The organism is Caloramator sp. mosi_1, assembly GCF_028622835.1.
Classification (GTDB): Bacteria; Bacillota; Clostridia; order Clostridiales; family Caloramatoraceae; genus Thermobrachium.
Window position 1 is genome coordinate 1,351,420 of sequence record NZ_CP117677.1, and the last position, 17,427, is coordinate 1,368,846.

At 32.8% G+C, this 17,427-nt stretch carries 10 protein-coding genes, 8 pseudogenes and 1 other annotated feature (1 of these 19 only partly in view); of the genes and pseudogenes, 16 read left to right on the top strand and 2 right to left on the bottom strand.

The genetic code is table 11. The features are described 5' to 3' along the window. Position 1 precedes the first annotated feature (1 nt). From PL321_RS09615 to disA, 5 genes and pseudogenes are all read left to right on the top strand, one after another. Positions 2-711, top strand: a pseudogene (locus PL321_RS09615) (hypothetical protein). A gap of 26 nt (positions 712-737) precedes the next feature. After that, on the top strand, positions 738-1,022 hold the full coding sequence (locus tag PL321_RS21305; RefSeq protein WP_443110707.1) for a hypothetical protein: 285 nt from the start codon (positions 738-740) through the stop codon (positions 1,020-1,022). A 13-nt stretch (positions 1,023-1,035) separates the two neighbouring features. Next, positions 1,036-3,467, top strand: a pseudogene (locus PL321_RS09620) (ATP-dependent Clp protease ATP-binding subunit). Positions 3,468-3,573: 106 nt separating this feature from the next. Further along, positions 3,574-4,913 (top strand): annotated as a pseudogene (gene radA, locus PL321_RS09625) (DNA repair protein RadA). A 25-nt stretch (positions 4,914-4,938) separates the two neighbouring features. Beyond that, positions 4,939-5,994 carry a DNA integrity scanning diadenylate cyclase DisA gene (gene disA / locus PL321_RS09630; protein ID WP_273964300.1) on the top strand — a complete coding sequence of 352 codons (1,056 nt, stop codon included), beginning with the start codon at positions 4,939-4,941 and terminating at the stop codon, positions 5,992-5,994. A gap of 74 nt (positions 5,995-6,068) precedes the next feature. Here disA and PL321_RS09635 read toward each other — a convergent pair. After that, positions 6,069-6,463: pseudogene (locus PL321_RS09635) on the bottom strand (DUF1573 domain-containing protein). Positions 6,464-6,671: 208 nt separating this feature from the next. Between PL321_RS09635 and PL321_RS09640 the strand changes: the two are divergent. The 9 genes and pseudogenes from PL321_RS09640 (at position 6,672) to PL321_RS09680 (ending at position 13,916) form a co-directional block, all read left to right on the top strand. Further along, entirely contained in the window at positions 6,672-7,130 is a 459-nt protein-coding gene (locus PL321_RS09640; RefSeq protein ID WP_273964301.1) for a CarD family transcriptional regulator, read from the top strand. Between the two features lie 128 nt (positions 7,131-7,258). Further along, positions 7,259-8,382 (top strand): annotated as a pseudogene (locus tag PL321_RS09645) (PIN/TRAM domain-containing protein). Positions 8,383-8,390: 8 nt separating this feature from the next. Further along, positions 8,391-9,062 (top strand): annotated as a pseudogene (gene ispD / locus PL321_RS09650) (2-C-methyl-D-erythritol 4-phosphate cytidylyltransferase). A gap of 153 nt (positions 9,063-9,215) precedes the next feature. After that, positions 9,216-11,335, top strand: a pseudogene (locus PL321_RS09655) (glutamine synthetase III family protein). Between the two features lie 212 nt (positions 11,336-11,547). Continuing rightward, positions 11,548-12,066: a 2-C-methyl-D-erythritol 2,4-cyclodiphosphate synthase gene (ispF, locus tag PL321_RS09660; RefSeq protein ID WP_273964302.1), complete on the top strand. Its 519-nt coding sequence runs from the start codon at positions 11,548-11,550 to the stop codon at positions 12,064-12,066. A gap of 41 nt (positions 12,067-12,107) precedes the next feature. Further along, the gene (locus PL321_RS09665; protein WP_273964509.1) at positions 12,108-12,437 is read left to right on the top strand and encodes an ATP-binding cassette domain-containing protein; all 330 of its coding nucleotides are present in this window, start codon (positions 12,108-12,110) and stop codon (positions 12,435-12,437) included. Continuing rightward, complete coding sequence (locus PL321_RS09670) at positions 12,434-13,030, top strand: hypothetical protein (RefSeq protein WP_273964303.1); 597 nt, start codon at positions 12,434-12,436, stop codon at positions 13,028-13,030. Before PL321_RS09665 ends, PL321_RS09670 begins: the two co-directional genes overlap by 4 nt. Positions 13,031-13,062: 32 nt before the next feature. Further along, entirely contained in the window at positions 13,063-13,527 is a 465-nt protein-coding gene (locus PL321_RS09675) for an ABC transporter permease subunit (protein WP_273964304.1), read from the top strand. 11 nt (positions 13,528-13,538) lie between these two features. Further along, on the top strand, positions 13,539-13,916 hold the full coding sequence (locus PL321_RS09680) for a hypothetical protein (RefSeq protein ID WP_273964305.1): 378 nt from the start codon (positions 13,539-13,541) through the stop codon (positions 13,914-13,916). 107 nt (positions 13,917-14,023) lie between these two features. Here PL321_RS09680 and PL321_RS09685 read toward each other — a convergent pair whose 3' ends face one another. Continuing rightward, on the bottom strand, positions 14,024-14,377 hold the full coding sequence (locus tag PL321_RS09685; RefSeq protein ID WP_273964306.1) for a hypothetical protein: 354 nt from the start codon (positions 14,375-14,377) through the stop codon (positions 14,024-14,026). A gap of 406 nt (positions 14,378-14,783) precedes the next feature. Between PL321_RS09685 and ilvA the strand changes: the two genes are divergently transcribed. Together ilvA and gltX are read left to right on the top strand one after the other, a co-directional pair. Continuing rightward, complete coding sequence (gene ilvA, locus PL321_RS09690; RefSeq protein WP_273961893.1) at positions 14,784-15,746, top strand: threonine ammonia-lyase; 963 nt, start codon at positions 14,784-14,786, stop codon at positions 15,744-15,746. Between the two features lie 43 nt (positions 15,747-15,789). Beyond that, a pseudogene (gltX, locus tag PL321_RS09695) lies at positions 15,790-17,242 on the top strand (glutamate--tRNA ligase). Positions 17,243-17,247: 5 nt separating this feature from the next. Beyond that, positions 17,248-17,427: a binding site (T-box leader), on the top strand; it runs 29 nt beyond the window's last position.

Here is a 17,427-nt window from a genome sequence, read left to right on the forward strand (position 1 = left end):
TATGGCTTGGTTCTTTTCAAAGTCATCTGATGAGGGGATTGTTTTAACAAGTAGAATAAGACTTGCACGTAATATAGATAATACACCTTTTCCACATATTTTAGATAAACAAAATGCAAAGAAGATAGTAGAGGAAGTTAAAGCCTCTATTTTAGAAAGCAATTCAGCAATTTCGAAGGATTTTGACCTTATTAATTTGAGCGACATTTCCTTAAATGAGAAAATGTCAATGGTCGAAAAACATTTAATAAGCAGAGATTTAATAAATAGAAGTGATATTTCTGCTGTTTTGATTAATAAAGATAAAAATGTATCAATAATGATAAATGAAGAGGACCATATAAGGCTTCAGGTAATCTACCCAGGCTTTAAGCTTAAGGAGGCCTATGAGTTAGCAAGTAGGATAGATGATTTAATTGAACAAAGAGTAAATTATGCCTACGATACAAGGTTAGGATATTTAACAAGCTGTCCAACCAATGTCGGAACTGGACTTAGAGCTTCAGTTATGCTTCATCTTCCAGCACTTACTATTACAAAAACATTAATAATATTATAAATACAATAAATCAAGTAGGCTTAACAATAAGAGGACTTTATGGAGAAGGAAGCAATGCTTTAGGAAATGTATATCAAATATCTAATCAGATAACCCTTGGCCTATCAGAGGATGAAATTATAAACAACCTGATAGCTGTAACAAAAAGATAGTAGAAAAGGAAAAGAAGGCAAGGGAGATGCTACTTGAAAAACAATCAGTTGAGCTTGAGGATGAGCTGTACAGGGCCTTAGGTATATTAAAATATGCAAGAAGTATTTCTACGCAAGAGAGTTTAGAGCTTATATCAAAAGTAAGAATGGGAGTAGAAATGGGAATAATAAAGGATGTACAAGTAGATAGATTAAATGAACTATTTGTAAGTGTACAACCAGCAACATTACAACTTATTGAAAAAAGAGACCTAAGCCCTAAGGATAGAGATATTGTTAGAGCAAAATTAATAAGAGAACAATTAAATTAAGGAGGTGTATATTATGTTTGGAGGATTTACAGAAAGAAGCCAAAGGGTTTTGAATTTGGCTGCAGAGGAGGCTCAAAGGCTTGGGCATAATTTTATCGGAACAGAGCATATTCTTCTTGGGATTATAAGAGAAGGTGGATATGCTTCAAAGGTATTATCTGAATACGGTGTAGATGCAAATAGATTAAGACAAGAGATAATCAACATAGAGGGCACAGGTGAAGTTGATTTCTTTTTAAAGCAACTGGAACTTACTCCAAGAACAAAAAGACTTATAGAAGTTGCAAAGGGAGAAGCCAGTTCATTAAACCATAACTTTATTGCACCTGAACACCTTCTTCTTGGAATTATAAGAGAAGGAGAGGGTGTTGCAGTTACACTTCTTGAAAAGATGGGAATAGATTTCAATAAAGTAAGAAATGATTTAATTCAAAATATGTCACAAAACAATGAAGTTCAAGCAAAGTCAAGACAGGATAAAAGGACAAAGGCAAATACTCCAAACTTAGATCAATTTGGAAGAGATTTAACTGAACTTGCAAGAACAGGTAAACTTGATCCTGTAATAGGAAGGGAAGAGGAAACTGAAAGGGTAATAGAAATATTATGTAGAAGAACTAAGAACAATCCTTGTCTAATAGGCAGAACCTGGTGTAGGTAAAACAGCTATAGCAGAAGGATTAGCACAAAAGATAGTAGAAGGAAATGTTCCAGAAATACTAAAGAACAAGAGAGTTGTAACTCTTGATTTATCAGGTATGATTGCAGGTTCAAAGTATAGAGGTGAATTTGAAGAAAGATTAAAGAGGGTTATGGAGGATATAAAAAAGGCGGGAAATGTAATATTATTTGTTGATGAGGTTCATACAATTGTAGGTGCAGGTGCTGCAGAGGGGCAATGGATGCATCCAACATTTTGAAACCAGCTCTTGCAAGGGAGAATTACAGGTTATAGGTGCAACTACAATTGACGAATACAGAAAGTATATAGAAAAGGATTCAGCATTAGAGAGAAGATTTCAACCTGTTATGGTAGGAGAGCCTTCAGTAGAAGAGTCAATATTAATCTTAAAAGGATTAAGGGATAAGTATGAAGCACACCATAAGGTTAAGATAACTGATGAAGCAATAGATGCAGCAGTTAACCTTTCACATAGATATATAACAGATAGATATCTACCAGATAAAGCAATAGACCTAATGGATGAAGCTGCATCTAAGGTTAGATTAAAGACATTGACTGCACCACCTGATATTAAAAAATTAGAAGAGGAAATAGAGAAGGTTAAAAAGGATAAGGATGAAGCTGTAAATATGCAGGAATATGAGAAGGCTGCAAAGCTTAGGGATAAGGAACAGGAGCTTGTTAATGAGCTAAATAAGTTAAAGGATAATTGGCAAAATAAGAAGGATAATGAAACACTGTCAGTAACAGCAGAGGATATCGCAAATGTAGTATCAAGATGGACTAATATACCAGTTAATAAGCTAACTGAAACAGAATCAGAAAAACTTTTAAAACTTGAAGAGATACTTCATAATAGAGTTGTAGGACAAGAAGAAGCAGTTAAAGCAGTAGCACGAGCAGTAAGGCGTGCAAGAGTGGGATTAAAAGATCCAAAACGTCCAATAGGTTCCTTTATATTCTTAGGTCCAACTGGTGTTGGTAAGACAGAGCTTACAAAGGCACTTGCAGAGGCTATGTTTGGTGATGAGAATGCAATGATTAGAATTGATATGTCAGAGTATATGGAAAAGCACGCTGTGTCAAGGCTTATAGGTTCTCCACCAGGATATGTTGGATATGAAGAAGGAGGACAATTAACTGAAAAAGTAAGAAGACAACCATATTCAGTTGTGTTATTTGATGAAATAGAAAAGGCACATCCTGATGTATTTAATATTTTATTACAGATACTTGAGGATGGAAGATTGACTGATGGTAAAGGTAAGACGGTAGATTTTAAAAATACAATAGTTATTATGACATCTAATGTTGGTGCAAGTACTATAAAGAAGCAGCAAAGCCTTGGATTTGCAGCAAACACAGAAAAGGATAAGGAAAATTCCTATGAAAAGATGAAGGAAAATGTAATGGAGGATTTAAAGAGAACCTTTAGACCTGAGTTTTTAAACAGAATTGACGACATAATAGTATTCCATTCTCTTGAAGAAAAGGATATAGAAAAGATTGTTGAGCTGATGTTAAATAGCGTAATAAAGAGACTTAAGGATTTAGATATAGAAATAGAATATACAGAAGAAGTTAAGAAACATCTTGCAAAGGCAGGATTTGATCCTGTATATGGAGCAAGACCTTTAAGACGTGCTATAACTAAGGCTGTTGAGGATAAGTTGTCAGAGGAAATGTTAAAGGGTAATATTAAAAAGGGCGATAAAGTAAAAATGGATGTAAAGGATGGAGAGATTGTGTTCGAAAAATAAGGGGAGTAAAAATCCCCTTATTTTTTAATTTACATATTTATTTTTAGAAAACTTAGTGTAAAATAATAAAATGGAAATAAAAATTTAAAATTGTGGAAGTGATTTTATGCCAAAGATTAAAACAAAATTTATTTGTCAAGAATGTGGATATGAATCCCTAAAATGGATGGGAAAGTGTCCAGAGTGTGGTGCTTGGAACAGTTTAGTAGAGGAGATAGAACAAAATAGTAGTAAAACATATATAGCCACAACTAATGTAGTAATGCCTCTTACTGTAGATGAAATAGAGGTTACGGAGGAGGAGAGATTAAAGACAGGTTTAGATGAACTTGATAGAGTTTTAGGCGGAGGTATTGTACGAGGTTCTTTGATTCTGGTAGGAGGAGACCCAGGTATAGGAAAATCCACTCTGCTTCTTCAAGTATCTAAAAATTTATTATTAAAGGGCTATAAAGTTTTTATATATCAGGTGAGGAATCTGAAAAGCAGATTAAAATTAGAGCACAGAGGTTAAAGGTTAAAGGAAGTAATCTTTATATTGTTTCTGAAACAAATTTAGATATTTTAGAGAAGCATATACAGAATTTAAAACCTGATATAATCATAGTAGACTCTATACAAACGATGTTTAAAATGGAATTGCAATCTGCACCAGGAAGTGTAAGTCAAGTTAGAGAGTCTACATTGACTTTTATGAGGATTGCAAAAAGTCTTTCTATACCTATATTTATAGTTGGTCACGTCACTAAAGAAGGGGCCATTGCAGGTCCAAGAGTTTTAGAACATATGGTGGATACTGTTTTATATTTTGAAGGAGAAAGACATCATACCTATAGGGTTATTAGAGCTGTAAAAAATAGATTTGGTTCAACTAATGAAATAGGAATATTTGAGATGAAGGGAGATGGGCTAAAGGAAGTACTTAATCCATCAGAGGTTATGTTGTCAGGAAGGCCTGAGAACGTACCAGGTTCAGCTGTTGTTTGTAGTTTAGAGGGAACAAGGCCTGTTCTTGTTGAGATACAAGCCTTAACTTCTGCAACAGCCTTTGGTATGCCAAGAAGAATGGCAACAGGAATTGATTACAATAGAGTTGTACTTTTAATGGCGGTTTTAGAAAAAAGAGTAGGTATGCAACTTCAGACCTTTGATGCCTATATAAATGTTGTTGGCGGTTTAAAATTAGATGAGCCAGCCTGCGATTTAGGGATAGTTTGTGCAATTGCCTCAAGTTTCAGAAACATTCCAATTGACTCCAAAACGGTTGTGATTGGAGAATTAGGTCTTACTGGTGAAGTAAGAGGAGTAAATTTTATTGAAAAGAGAATTTTAGAGGCACAAAAACTTGGTTTTGAAAGATGTATAGTTCCTTATGAGAATTTAAAGGCTATTGAGGATAAGCTTGACATAAATGTAATTGGAGTAAAAATATATATGAAGTATTAGAAGAGATATTAGGGGGATAGTTAATATGAGATATAGAGAAACTGAACTTTTAAATGTTTTAAAGCTGATGGCACCAGGAACACCCCTAAGGGATGGACTTGAAAATGTTTTGAAGGCAAAAACAGGTGGACTTATTGTTATTGGTGATCAAGAAGAGATTATGAAAATAGTAGATGGTGGTTTTTATATAAATAGTGAATACTCACCTTCATATTTATATGAACTTGCAAAGATGGATGGTGCCATTATAATCAGCAGTGATTTAAAAAGGATTCTTTATGCAAATACACAGCTTATACCAGACCCAACTATTCCAACAACAGAAACAGGAACAAGGCATAGAACAGCAGATAGGGTTGCAAAGCAGACGGGAAATTTAGTTATTGCAATTTCTCAAAGAAGAAATGTAATAACAGTATACAAAGGAAACTTTAAATATGTTCTTAAGGATATAAGTATTATACTTACTAAGGCTAATCAAGCGATTCAAACTCTTGAAAGGTATAAGCAGGTTTTAGATGAAGCTATGTCAAATCTATCTGCATTAGAGTTTGAAGATTTAGTAACAGCCTATGATGTAACTGTAGCAATACAGCGAAATGAAATGGTAATGAGGATAGTCTATGAAATTGAAAAATATATATATGAGCTTGGAAATGAGGGAAGACTTGTTTCGATGCAGTTAGATGACTTAGCAGATGGAGTAGAGGAGGAGGGTATGCTTCTTATAAAGGATTATGCAGAACGTGATGTTGCAGATGTTCAAAAGGCAATAAGAAATATTCCTTCTGATGATTTAATAGACATAAATGTTGTTAGCAAAGTTTTAGGATATGCACCAGATGCTATGTTTGAAACAATGATATCTCCAAGGGGATATAGACTTTTAAATAAAATACCGAAGTTACCACAGGTAGTTGTAGAAAATATGGTTAAGACCTTCGGACAATTTAAGAATATATTAAATGCAACAATTGAGGAGTTAGATGCCGTAGAAGGTATAGGAGAGGCAAGAGCAAGAGCAATAAAGGAAGGATTAAGAAAGATTCAGGAACAAGTAATCCTAAACAGAAGAATATAATTGTTATTATTTAAATTTACCCCAAGAATGAATTTTTATTTAAAATCCTTCTTGGGGTATTTAGATATACAGATTTATAACATAGAGAATTTTCCGAGAGTAGTTATGTTTTTATATTCCTTTAAAAGCACATCAAATAGGTTGATGTTTAGTGCATCACAAAGAGCAGCAAGATAATATAGTTCTGATCCTATTTCGTCCTCTAAAACTTCACGACAGTTATCGCAAAGTTTCCCTTAATTTGATAAGATAGAAGTTTTGAAGCATCCTCTAAAGAACAGTCTTCAGGCAGCTTTTGTTTTTCTGCGTCTATCTTAATACAACCACAATTTGTTGCAGATTTTGCAATAGCTCGATTTATACGAGATTGTGATTCATTAAGTTTGGTCATTATGTCAAGTATGCTTTTGTGCCTTATTAGTGATTCAGAAACGGCATTTTGGAAGTCATCGATTATTATGTCCTTCATATGCTTACACCCCTTTTCTTAAAAATTAAACAGGAGGTACAAAGCTTACAATATGTTGGGGTAAACTTTGCTTTAATAATATTATAAATATTCTTACTTTAATGTGTCAAATGTAATGGGTTAATATATACAATATTTAACATATTAAAAAAGACATTAATATAATGAATTAAGGAGATTTTTAATTTTTAATAAAAGAGGGGTTGCTATGTTTAATATTGGAGATAAAATTTATCATCCTAAGTTTGGGGCAGGAAGTATAGTTAATATAGAGGAAAAGGAGATATTGAAGGAAATAAAAAGATATTATATGATAAAATTTATTATAGATGATATAGAGATTATGCTACCTGTAGATTATAATAGTCATAAAAAGGTGCGAAAAGTTATTAAAGAAGAAGAACTTAAGATTATATTTAGAAAAATGAGTGAATCTCCTAATAAGTTACCATCAAAATGGATTGATAGATTAAAATTATATGAACTAATATTATCAGAAGGAGATGCTTATAAGATTGCTGAAACCATCAGAGATATAAATTTCCTATCAAGTAAAAAACAGTTATCAAAAAGTGAGGATAAGATATTAGATAATTTTATTTTATTTTTATCCAGTGAAATTTCTATTATATTAAATGTATCAATTGAAGAAGCAAAGCAAAAATAATTAATAACTTATTGTCTAAAAATTAATAAAAATATAATAATATTATCTTTTACCTTCATTGCTTTTTTTATAATTGTTGTATAGTAAATATTAAAATATGGAAAATATATGTAATAGGAGGTGTATAAATGCTAAATAGGATATTTAGGTGGCTTTTACAATTTCGGACTTATACTGGGATATGTATTGACATCAATAGTTGTTAAAATTGACTACATCAAGCATTTATTTAATATCAACTCAACTTCACTTACAGGAATCATAATTTATATTTTTGGTATTTTATTGGTAGGACTAATATTCTATATCATATCACCCTTTATTATTTCTCTGGTATGGAAATTAGTTGAACTATTAGAAGCAGGATTACAAAAGGTTCCGACAAATGAAATAATAATTGGAGTAATTGGACTTATTATTGGACTTTTAATTGCAAACCTTCTTATAGGTTCAGTAGCAAGCTTTTGCAGACTAATTCTGTTTTATCGGTAATAGGCAGTGTGCTTTCTTTAATAGTAAACATTGTGTTTGGCACTTTAGGTGTAAACGTAGCAATTAAGAAAAAGGATGAATTATCAAATGTTTTTACCTTTATGAAGAAGTTTACTAAAGATAAAAAGCATAAGATTGATATTAAACCAAGTCAACCTAAAATATTAGATACAAGCGTAATTATCGATGGAAGAATTTTAGATATTTTAAAAACAGGATTCATTGAAGGTACTATAGTAATTCCTCAATTTGTCCTTGAAGAATTGAGACACATTGCCGATTCTTCTGATAATTTAAAAAGGGCAAGAGGTAGAAGAGGTCTTGATATATTAAATGAAATACAAAAGGAACTTCCTGTAAATGTAGAAATATGCGACAGGGATTTCCCAAATGTAGCTGAGGTTGACAGTAAATTATTAAAGCTTGCTGAAACTTTAGGTGGTAAGGTTATAACAAACGATTTTAATCTAAATAAAGTTGCAGAATTCCAGGGTGTTCCAGTTTTAAACATAAATGAACTTGCTAATGCAGTAAAGCCAGTTGTTATACCTGGAGAAGAAATGAATATCCATATTATAAAGGATGGAAAGGAATCGGGACAGGGTGTAGCATATCTTGATGATGGTACTATGATTGTTGTTGAAGGTGGAAAAAATATGTTGGAGAAGTTGTTGATGTTATTGTTACAAGTGTCCTTCAAACAGCAGCAGGAAGAATGATATTTGCTAAACTTAAAAATGCACAGGATAAAGCAGTATAGGAGGAATTATGGTTACAGCACTTATTGTAGCGGCAGGTAAAGGAAAGAGGATGGGATTAGGATATAATAAGCAGTATCTTTTATTAGATGGTAAAGAAGTAATAGCAAGAACAATAGATGTATTTGAAGAGGCTGATTTTATAGATAGTATAATTGTAGTAGTTTCGAAGGATGAATTAGATTATTTTAGAAGAAATATCATAGAAAAGTACAATTACAAAAAGGTTAGTAAAATTGTTTGTGGAGGAGAGGAAAGACAACATTCTGTTTATAACGGTCTGATTGAATGTGAAAAAAGTGATATAGTGGTTATACACGATGGTGCAAGACCTTTTGTAAAAAGGAACATATTATGGAAACAATAAATAAAGCAAAAATATATGGTGCATCTGCAGTTGCTGTTAAGGCAAAGGATACAGTAAAACTTGTAAAGGGAGATTTTTGAAAAGACTTTAGATAGAGATCATATATATTTCATTCAAACTCCACAAACCTTTCAATATGAATTGATTTTAGAAGCCCATAGATATGCACAGAAAAATGGAGTTGTTGCAACTGATGATACAAGTTTAATAGAGTTTATAGGGAAAAAAGTAGCTATTGTTGAGGGTTCCTATGATAATATAAAAATAACTACAAAGGAAGATATTTATTTAGCAGAGTTTATATTGAAAAAATGAAATTTTACAAAAATAAGTTGCAATTTTCATATGAGTATAATATAATGTAATATGTAAAGTAAATAGTTTAACGGAAACAACGGCGTTTCCTTATAATACACATTAAGTGTATATAAGGGGCGCCTTATCTTTTTGAAAAAGGGAGGTTTTTATATGGCAAACGGAAATGGAAAAATTGATTTAAAGCAAGTTTTTGGAGAAAATGTATTTAATGATGAAGTGATGAGGGAAAGGCTACCTAAGAATGTTTATAAATCCCTAAGAAGGACAATGGACGAAGGTGTTCCTCTTGACCCATCAGTTGCAGATATTGTTGCTAATGCTATGAAGGATTGGGCAATTGAAAAGGGTGCAACCCATTATACCCACTGGTTTCAGCCAATGACAGGAATAACTGCAGAAAAGCACGAATCCTTTTTAAATACAATAAGTGAAGGAAGAGCAATAACTGAGTTTTCAGGTAAATCTTTAATAAAGGGTGAACCTGATGCATCATCCTTTCCGTCAGGAGGTATAAGAGCAACTTTTGAAGCAAGAGGATATACTGTATGGGATGCTACATCCTATGCATTTTTAAAGGAGGATGAGGGTGGATTAACTCTTTGTATTCCGACTGCCTTCTGTGCCTATACAGGTGAAGCATTAGATAAAAAGACACCTCTTTTACGTTCAATGGAGGCAGTATCAAAGCAGGCACTTAGAATACTAAGGTTATTTGGTAATACAACAGCAAAAAAGTATTTGCGACAGTTGGAGCCGAACAGGAATACTTTTTAATAGATAAGGACCTTTATCTGAAGAGAAAAGACTTAGTTTTCACAGGAAGAACACTATTTGGGGCAAAGCCTCCAAAAGGACAAGAACTTGAGGACCATTATTTTGGAAGTTTAAAGGACAGGATAGCAAACTTTATGAAGGATTTAGACTATGAACTTTGGAAGATGGGAATACCAGTTAAGACTAAGCATAACGAAGTGGCCCCAGCACAACACGAAATAGCACCTATTTTTGAGAATGCAAACATTGCAACTGACCACAATCAGGTTATAATGGATACTTTAAAGAGAGTTGCAAACAGACACAATTTAGCTTGTCTTCTTCACGAAAAACCCTTTGCAGGAGTTAATGGTTCAGGAAAACACAACAACTGGTCTCTTTCTACAAATGAAGGTCAAAATCTATTTGAACCAGGTAAAACTCCCCACGAAAATGCACAGTTTTTAATATTTTTAAGTGCAGTTATAAAGGCTGTTGATGAATATGCTGAACTCTTAAGGGCCTCTGCGGCGAATACAGGAAATGACCATAGACTTGGTGCAAATGAGGCACCACCTGCTATAATATCTATGTTTTTAGGTGAACAGCTAACAGAGATTCTTGAAAACATTGAAAAGGGAAATGGTACAGAAAAGAGGGAAAGAGAATATTTAAGAATAGGAGTGAGTACTCTTCCACCGTTACCAAAGGATGCTACAGATAGAAACAGAACTTCGCCTTTTGCTTTTACAGGAAATAAATTTGAGTTTAGAATGGTACCTTCTTCATCTTCTATTGCAAATCCAAATGTTGTTTTAAACACTGCAGTGGCAGAAGTTTTAAGTGAAATTGCAGATAGACTTGAAAAGGCAACGGATTTTGATTTAGAGGTAAATACAATTGTTAAGGAAATAGTTAAGAACCATAAAAGAATAATATTTAATGGTGATGGTTATTCAGAGGATTGGGTAAAAGAGGCTGAAAAGAGAGGTCTTAAAAATATAAAAATACGGTTGATGCTATTCCAGCGTGGATTTCTGATAAAGCAATTAATTTATTTGTAAAACACGGAGTATTTACAGAAGTTGAACTTAGAGCAAGATACGAAATTAAGTTAGAGGAATATATAAAGCACATTAATATAGAAGCACGAACTATGATTGATATGGTTAAAAAACAAATAGTACCAGCAGTTATAAGAGAAATAACAGATGTTTCAAAATCAATAAATGAAGTTAGAATGGCAATTCCGGATGTTGATGCAGAAGCACAATTAGAAGTATTAAAGGAGTTACAGTATAATTTAAATGAATTAAGAAGAGAAACTTTAGAACTTGAAAAGAATTAGAAGCTGCTCATAGTTTTGAAGGGGATATTTTCAAAAAGCAGTAGTATTTAGAGATAAAGTAGCAGAAAAGATGAAACAAGTAAGGGTTTATGGCGACAAACTTGAAATGATGGTTGATGAAAATAAATGGCCATTCCCAAGCTATGAGAAGTTACTATTCTATGTGTAATTTTTAAAAATAACTTAAGTTGATTTAGGTTATAGTAGTTTTGTTATAAAGGCTCCTACTATGGATTAAATTGGTGTAATAAACTATAAAGTCCATAGAGGGGCCTTAAAATTTGTTTGTATGTTTATGTTAAGTAAACATTAAGATTTGTTAGTGTTGCTTGGAGTATTTAAAATATTGTGGTATAATTTACCTGTATTAGGAGGTGCGTTATGAGGATAGGTCACGGTTATGATGTACATAAACTTGTTGAAGGAAGAGACCTTATAATAGGTGGTGTGAAAATACCATACGAAAAGGGACTTTTAGGCCATTCTGATGCAGATGTGCTTCTCCACGCTATAATGGATGCAATACTTGGAGCTGCTGCATTAGGTGATATAGGTAAACATTTCCCAGATACAGATGAAAGATTTAAGGGTGCCGATAGTATGAAGTTGTTTGAGTATGTAATTGAACTGATTGGGAAAAGAGGTTTTAGGGTAAATAACATAGATGCTACAATAATAGCCCAAAGACCAAAGATGGCACCTTATATTGATAGGATGAGAAAAAATATTGCAGAGGTTTGTAAAGTAAGTATAGATGATGTAAATGTAAAGGCTACAACAGAGGAGGGACTTGGATTTACAGGAGAGGGGTTAGGTATTGCAGCCCATTCTGTTTGTACAATTATAAGGGGGAATAGAATGATTGAGGTAATGGGGTTAACTAAAAATTCAAAGATGTAACTGCAGTTGAAAATATTAGCTTTAAAGTAGATGAGGGTGAAATAGTTGGACTTTTAGGAGAAAATGGGGCAGGAAAAACAACTACATTAAGAATGATTTCAACAATGCTAAAGCCAACATCGGGTACAGCAAAAATATGTGGCTTAGATTTAATTAAAAATCCAGATGAAGTAAGAAAAAAGATAGGAATTTTGTTTGGTGGAGAGGTAGGGTTATATGATAGGTTAACTGCAAGAGAAAATATTAAGTATTTTGCAGATTTAGGGGGACTTTCAAAGGAAGAGACCGACAAAAACATAGAAATGTTAGCACAGATGCTGGATATGAAGGAATATATGGATAGGCGTGTTGGAAAGTTCTCAAGGGAATGAAACAAAAGGTTGCAATAGCAAGAGCAATTGTTCATAATCCTGATGTTATGCTTTTGACAGAACCAACAATAGGTCTTGATGTTTCATCCAGTGCTATTGTTCAGGATTTTATATTAGACTGTAAGAAGAAAGGAAGAACCATTATATTTTCAAGTCATAGTATGAGGGAAGTTGAAAAGTTGTGTGATAGGGTAGTAATTATTCACAAGGGTAGACTTGTTTATGATGGAAGGATTGAAGATTTAAGAAGAGAATATAATGGTGAGGATTTAGAAAAAGTATTTTTGAGATTGGTGGGGATAAAAATGAATAGTTTGTGGGGAATTGTTTTTAGAAAGGAATTAAAGGATTTATTTAGAGATAGAAAGACGGTTATTATGTCTGTTGTGCTTCCATTAGTTCTTTTTCCGCTGTTATTTGGGCTAATAGGTAGAGGCGTTAAAAGTTCTACTGAAAAAGTGGCTAATGAAGTAAAGATAGCCTATGTTGGAGGAGAATCCTCTCTAAAAAGCTTTTTATCTCAGGTACCTAACATAAAGATTATTGAAACACAAGATTATAAAGAAGCAATAAAAAAGGTAGTGTATATTTAGCGGTTGTTGTAGGAGAAGATTTTGATTTTAATATGGCAAAGGATAAGATGTCGGAAATAAAAATTATATATGATTCAGAGAGTACAAATTCCCAAACTGCCTTGGATGTTGTTGAAGACATTATTAATTCTTATAAGGATGAGGTTGTAAAAAGAAGGCTTAAGGCAAAGGGAATAGATATATCAATTTTAAAACCCATTGAGGTTAAGAATGAACCAATAAACAAAGAAAAGGCAAATCAAGGTGCCCTTATTTTAACTATGCTTCTTCCTCTTTACTTAATAATATATGCAATAACAGGTCCAATGGCTGCTGCAGTTGATTTAGGTGCAGGTGAAAAGGAAAGGGGAACATTAGAGCCGCTTCTTACAACTCAAGCAAGCAGAATGCAACTATTGTTCGGTAAACTTTTTGCAATAACTATTATGGGAATTATAGGAACTACCTCTTCCTTAACAGGACTATATATAGCCTTTAAATATTCTATGAATTTTTAGGTGAGTTTGGATTGAATATTTCTATAGGCTCTCTTGTATTAATAGGAATTACTGCAGTAATATTAAATATGATTTTTGCAGCACTTGAACTGGCTGTAAGTATATATGCAAGGTCCTTTAAAGAAGCCCAAACATATTTATCTCCTGTTACAATAATTGGTATGATAGTTGCCTATGGAACCTATATGATGGATGTAAAGAATGTATCTACAGTAATGTTTAATATACCTCTTGCAAACATATCGCTCATTATAAAAGAATTTATAATTGGAATCTATAATCCTTTGCATATAACTATAACATTTGCTTGGGCGTTAATTTATATTGTAGCATCTATAATGTTTGCAAGGTATATGTTTAGTAGAGAAGAAGTAATATTTAGAACTTGACTAAAAGCCCCTTGAAGATAGTTAAACTAACTTCAAGGGGTTGACTTGTTTAATTATGGATCATTTCATCCAATATGTCCTTTATACTTGAGGTTAAATAGGATATTTTATCCTCGAGCATTTTTGCTCTCAATATAAATATCATCTACTTCTACAAGTTTAATTCTGGTTTCGATATTATTAAGTTTCCTATAGGCCTGGGTAAAGAGATTATTAAGTAAATATCCCTTTGAGGAAGGATTAGAATTGCATAGATACAGGCATTTTATAAATCCAAGACTTTGCGAAAAATAAGAAAGGGAAAGAAGATAGTCGTTATAGATTTCACGATATATAGGCATAGATTCTTTAGATACTTTAATTCCCTTTAAGTGATATGAAAGGTTAAAAAGTGCTTTTTCTAAGGAGTTCATCTTAAAAATTATTCCTGCAAGAGTACTTTCCTTATATTTAGTTTCCAAGGGGAAAACCTCCTAAAATTTATTTATACTATAAAATATGCAGATAATATTATTAAGATGTTTAGTTTACATTACTTAAATTTGTGTTAACTTTAGGCAATATGTTGTACGTATACAGCGGACAATGCAAGAAATATTTTTAGATGTGATGTAAAATATTAGATATATAAAGAAAGAATATAATAATGCAAGAAATTAAAAGAAATGTTCATTCAATTATATTTAATGAGTAAATATTAAAAAATATAGGTTAATATAAGATATAATAAGGATAAATTAAATTGAATTTTTTGTCGAGTATTGTATATTAATATTAAGATAATTTAAAATTTTTATAGGAATGAGGGAAAAATATGCAAGTTACTTTTGAAATGATTAAAGAGGCTCAAAAAGATTAGATGGAGTAGTGAGAAAAACAGAACTTGCTAAGTCCTATAGCTTAACTCAATTAACGGGAATGAATGTATTTTTAAAGGCAGAGAATAGACAAAAGACGAATGCATTTAAATTAAGAGGAGCGTATAACAAAATAGCAAGTCTAACAGAAGAAGAAAGAAAAAGAGGAGTTATAGCTTCATCTGCAGGAAATCATGCACAGGGTGTTGCATATGCTGCAAAGGTTTTTGGGATAAATGCAACTATATGTATGCCAGAGACTGCTCCCAAGACTAAGGTAGAATCAACAAAATCTTATGGTGCAACAGTAGTTCAATATGGACTTGTGTATGATGATTGTTATCAAAAGGCTGTTGAAATTCAAAAGGAAACAGGTGCAACATTTGTGCATCCCTTCAACGACCCATATGTTATTGCTGGACAGGGAACAATAGGTCTTGAAATACTTGATGAATTTAGTGATGTTGATGCTATTGTTGTTCCAATAGGTGGAGGTGGAATTATATCAGGTATAGCAATAGCAATGAAGCATATAAAACCAAGCATAAAGGTAATTGGGGTTCAGGCTGAGGTTATAGCTTCAACAAGAGCATCACTTGATGCAGGTAAGATAGTGACACTACCAGGTGTGAAGTCATTAGCAGATGGTATTTCAGTTAAGACACCAGGGGATGTAACTTTTGATATAATACAAAAATATGTTGACGATGTAGTTACTGTATCAGAGGATGAGATAGAGGATGCAATATATAGACTACTACAAAAATCAAAGCTTGTAGTTGAAGGAGCTGGTGCAACAACAGCAGCTGCTGTTATAAATGGAAAGGTAAATATGTCTGGTAAAAATGTTGTTTGTGTATTAACTGGTGGAAATATAGACCCTATGGTACTTGCGAATATAATTCAAAAAAGAATGCATAGCTACAGATTCATCTGTAGCTTTTTTAATATATGTGTTGAAAAAAATGAATAAATATATAAAATTGTATTAGTATATTATTTTACGGAGGTGTATTATGGAAAGAGTTAGATTTGCCCCAAGTCCAACAGGGCATTTGCATATAGGTGGTGCAAGAACAGCACTATTTAATTATCTTTATGCTAAGAAGACTGGTGGAAAGTTTTTGCTTAGAATTGAAGATACAGATTTAAACCGTTCTACAGAGGAATCAGAAAAGGTTATTATTGAAGGTTTAAAGTGGCTTGGAATAAATTGGGACGAAGGTATAGAGGTTGGAGGAGAACACGGGCCTTATAGATCAACAGAAAGAGTACATATATACAATCCATATGTTCAAAGGCTTTTAGATGAAGGGAAGGCATATCTTTGCTACTGCTCAGAAGAGGAGCTTGAAAAAGAAAGAGAAGAGGCACTAAAAGAGGAGAAATGCCAAGATATTCAGGTAAATGTAGAAACTTAACAGAAGAAGAGAGAGAAAGGTTTGAAAAAGAAGGTAGAAAGCCTGTTGTAAGATTTAGAGTGCCAGAAGATGAGCTAATTGTAGTAGATGACCTTGTAAGAGGAAGAGTAGAGTTTAATTCAAACGATATTGGGGATTTTATTATAGTAAAATCAGACGGAATACCTGTTTACAACTTTGCAGTTACAATTGATGACTATTTAATGAAAATAACTACAGTAATTCGTGGAGAAGAACATCTTTCAAATACACCAAGACAAATTCTTATATATAAGGCATTAGGTTTTGATATTCCAAAGTTTGCACACGTTTCTTTAATACTTGGAAAAGATAGAACAAAGATGAGTAAACGCCACGGTTCGACTTGGGTAGAACAATATAGAGATGCGGGATATCTTCCAGAGGCTATAATTAACTTCCTTGCTCTACTTGGATGGTCTCCTGAGGGAGAAGAAGAAATATTTTCTATGGAAGAACTTGAAAAAATGTTTGATATAAATAGGGTAAGTAAGAATCCAGCTGTTTTTGATATCGATAAGTTAAATCATATAAATGGGATTTATATAAGAAATGCAGAGCTTGATAGAATAGTTGATTTAGCAATTCCTCATCTTGTAAAAGGTGAGTTTATTACAGAGGAATTTGCAAATACAAATAGAGAATGGATATCAAAGATAGTAGATACAGTAAGAGGCGGATTATCCAATGTTTCAGAGATTGTAAACCACGTGGGTATATTCTTTGGAGAAGAAGTTAATTTAGAAAACGAAGAAGCACAGGAAGTATTAAAGCAAGAACACGTTGCTGCACTACTTGATGAATTTAAGAATATACTATTAGAAACAGAAGTAGTTACTAAAGAAAATGCAAAGGACATAATGAATGAAGTTAAAAGAGAACAGGAGCAAAGGGAAAAGCGTTATTTATGCCAATAAGAGTTGCTGTAACAGGTCAAGTTCACGGTCCTGAGCTTGTGAATGTTTTAGAAATATTAGGTAGAGATATGTTAATAAAAAGAATTGAATATGTAAAACAAAATTTGCTATAATAAAATAAAAGGCAATGAAGGGAAGAATAAGGAATTAATCCATTTCAGAGAGTAGCTGTCTTAGGCTGTGAGCAGCTATATGGACACTCCTTTAGTGCGTCCTTGAGCTTTTCTACTGAAGGTCAAGTAGGTAGAGACGGTAATTCCGTTATAATTTTGAGTGAGGCTATTGCCTAATTAGAGTG

What these genes read in the sequence shown, in the direction of transcription:
- PL321_RS09640 (WP_273964301.1), top strand. Translation starts at nt 6,672, where the DNA reads ATGTTTAATATTGGAGATAAAATTTATCATCCTAAGTTTGGGGCAGGA.
- PL321_RS21305 (WP_443110707.1), top strand. Translation starts at nt 738, where the DNA reads ATGCTACTTGAAAAACAATCAGTTGAGCTTGAGGATGAGCTGTACAGG.
- PL321_RS09670 (WP_273964303.1), top strand. Translation starts at nt 12,434, where the DNA reads ATGAAACAAAAGGTTGCAATAGCAAGAGCAATTGTTCATAATCCTGAT.
- PL321_RS09675 (WP_273964304.1), top strand. Translation starts at nt 13,063, where the DNA reads ATGGCAAAGGATAAGATGTCGGAAATAAAAATTATATATGATTCAGAG.
- ispF (WP_273964302.1), top strand. Translation starts at nt 11,548, where the DNA reads ATGAGGATAGGTCACGGTTATGATGTACATAAACTTGTTGAAGGAAGA.
- disA (WP_273964300.1), top strand. Translation starts at nt 4,939, where the DNA reads ATGAGATATAGAGAAACTGAACTTTTAAATGTTTTAAAGCTGATGGCA.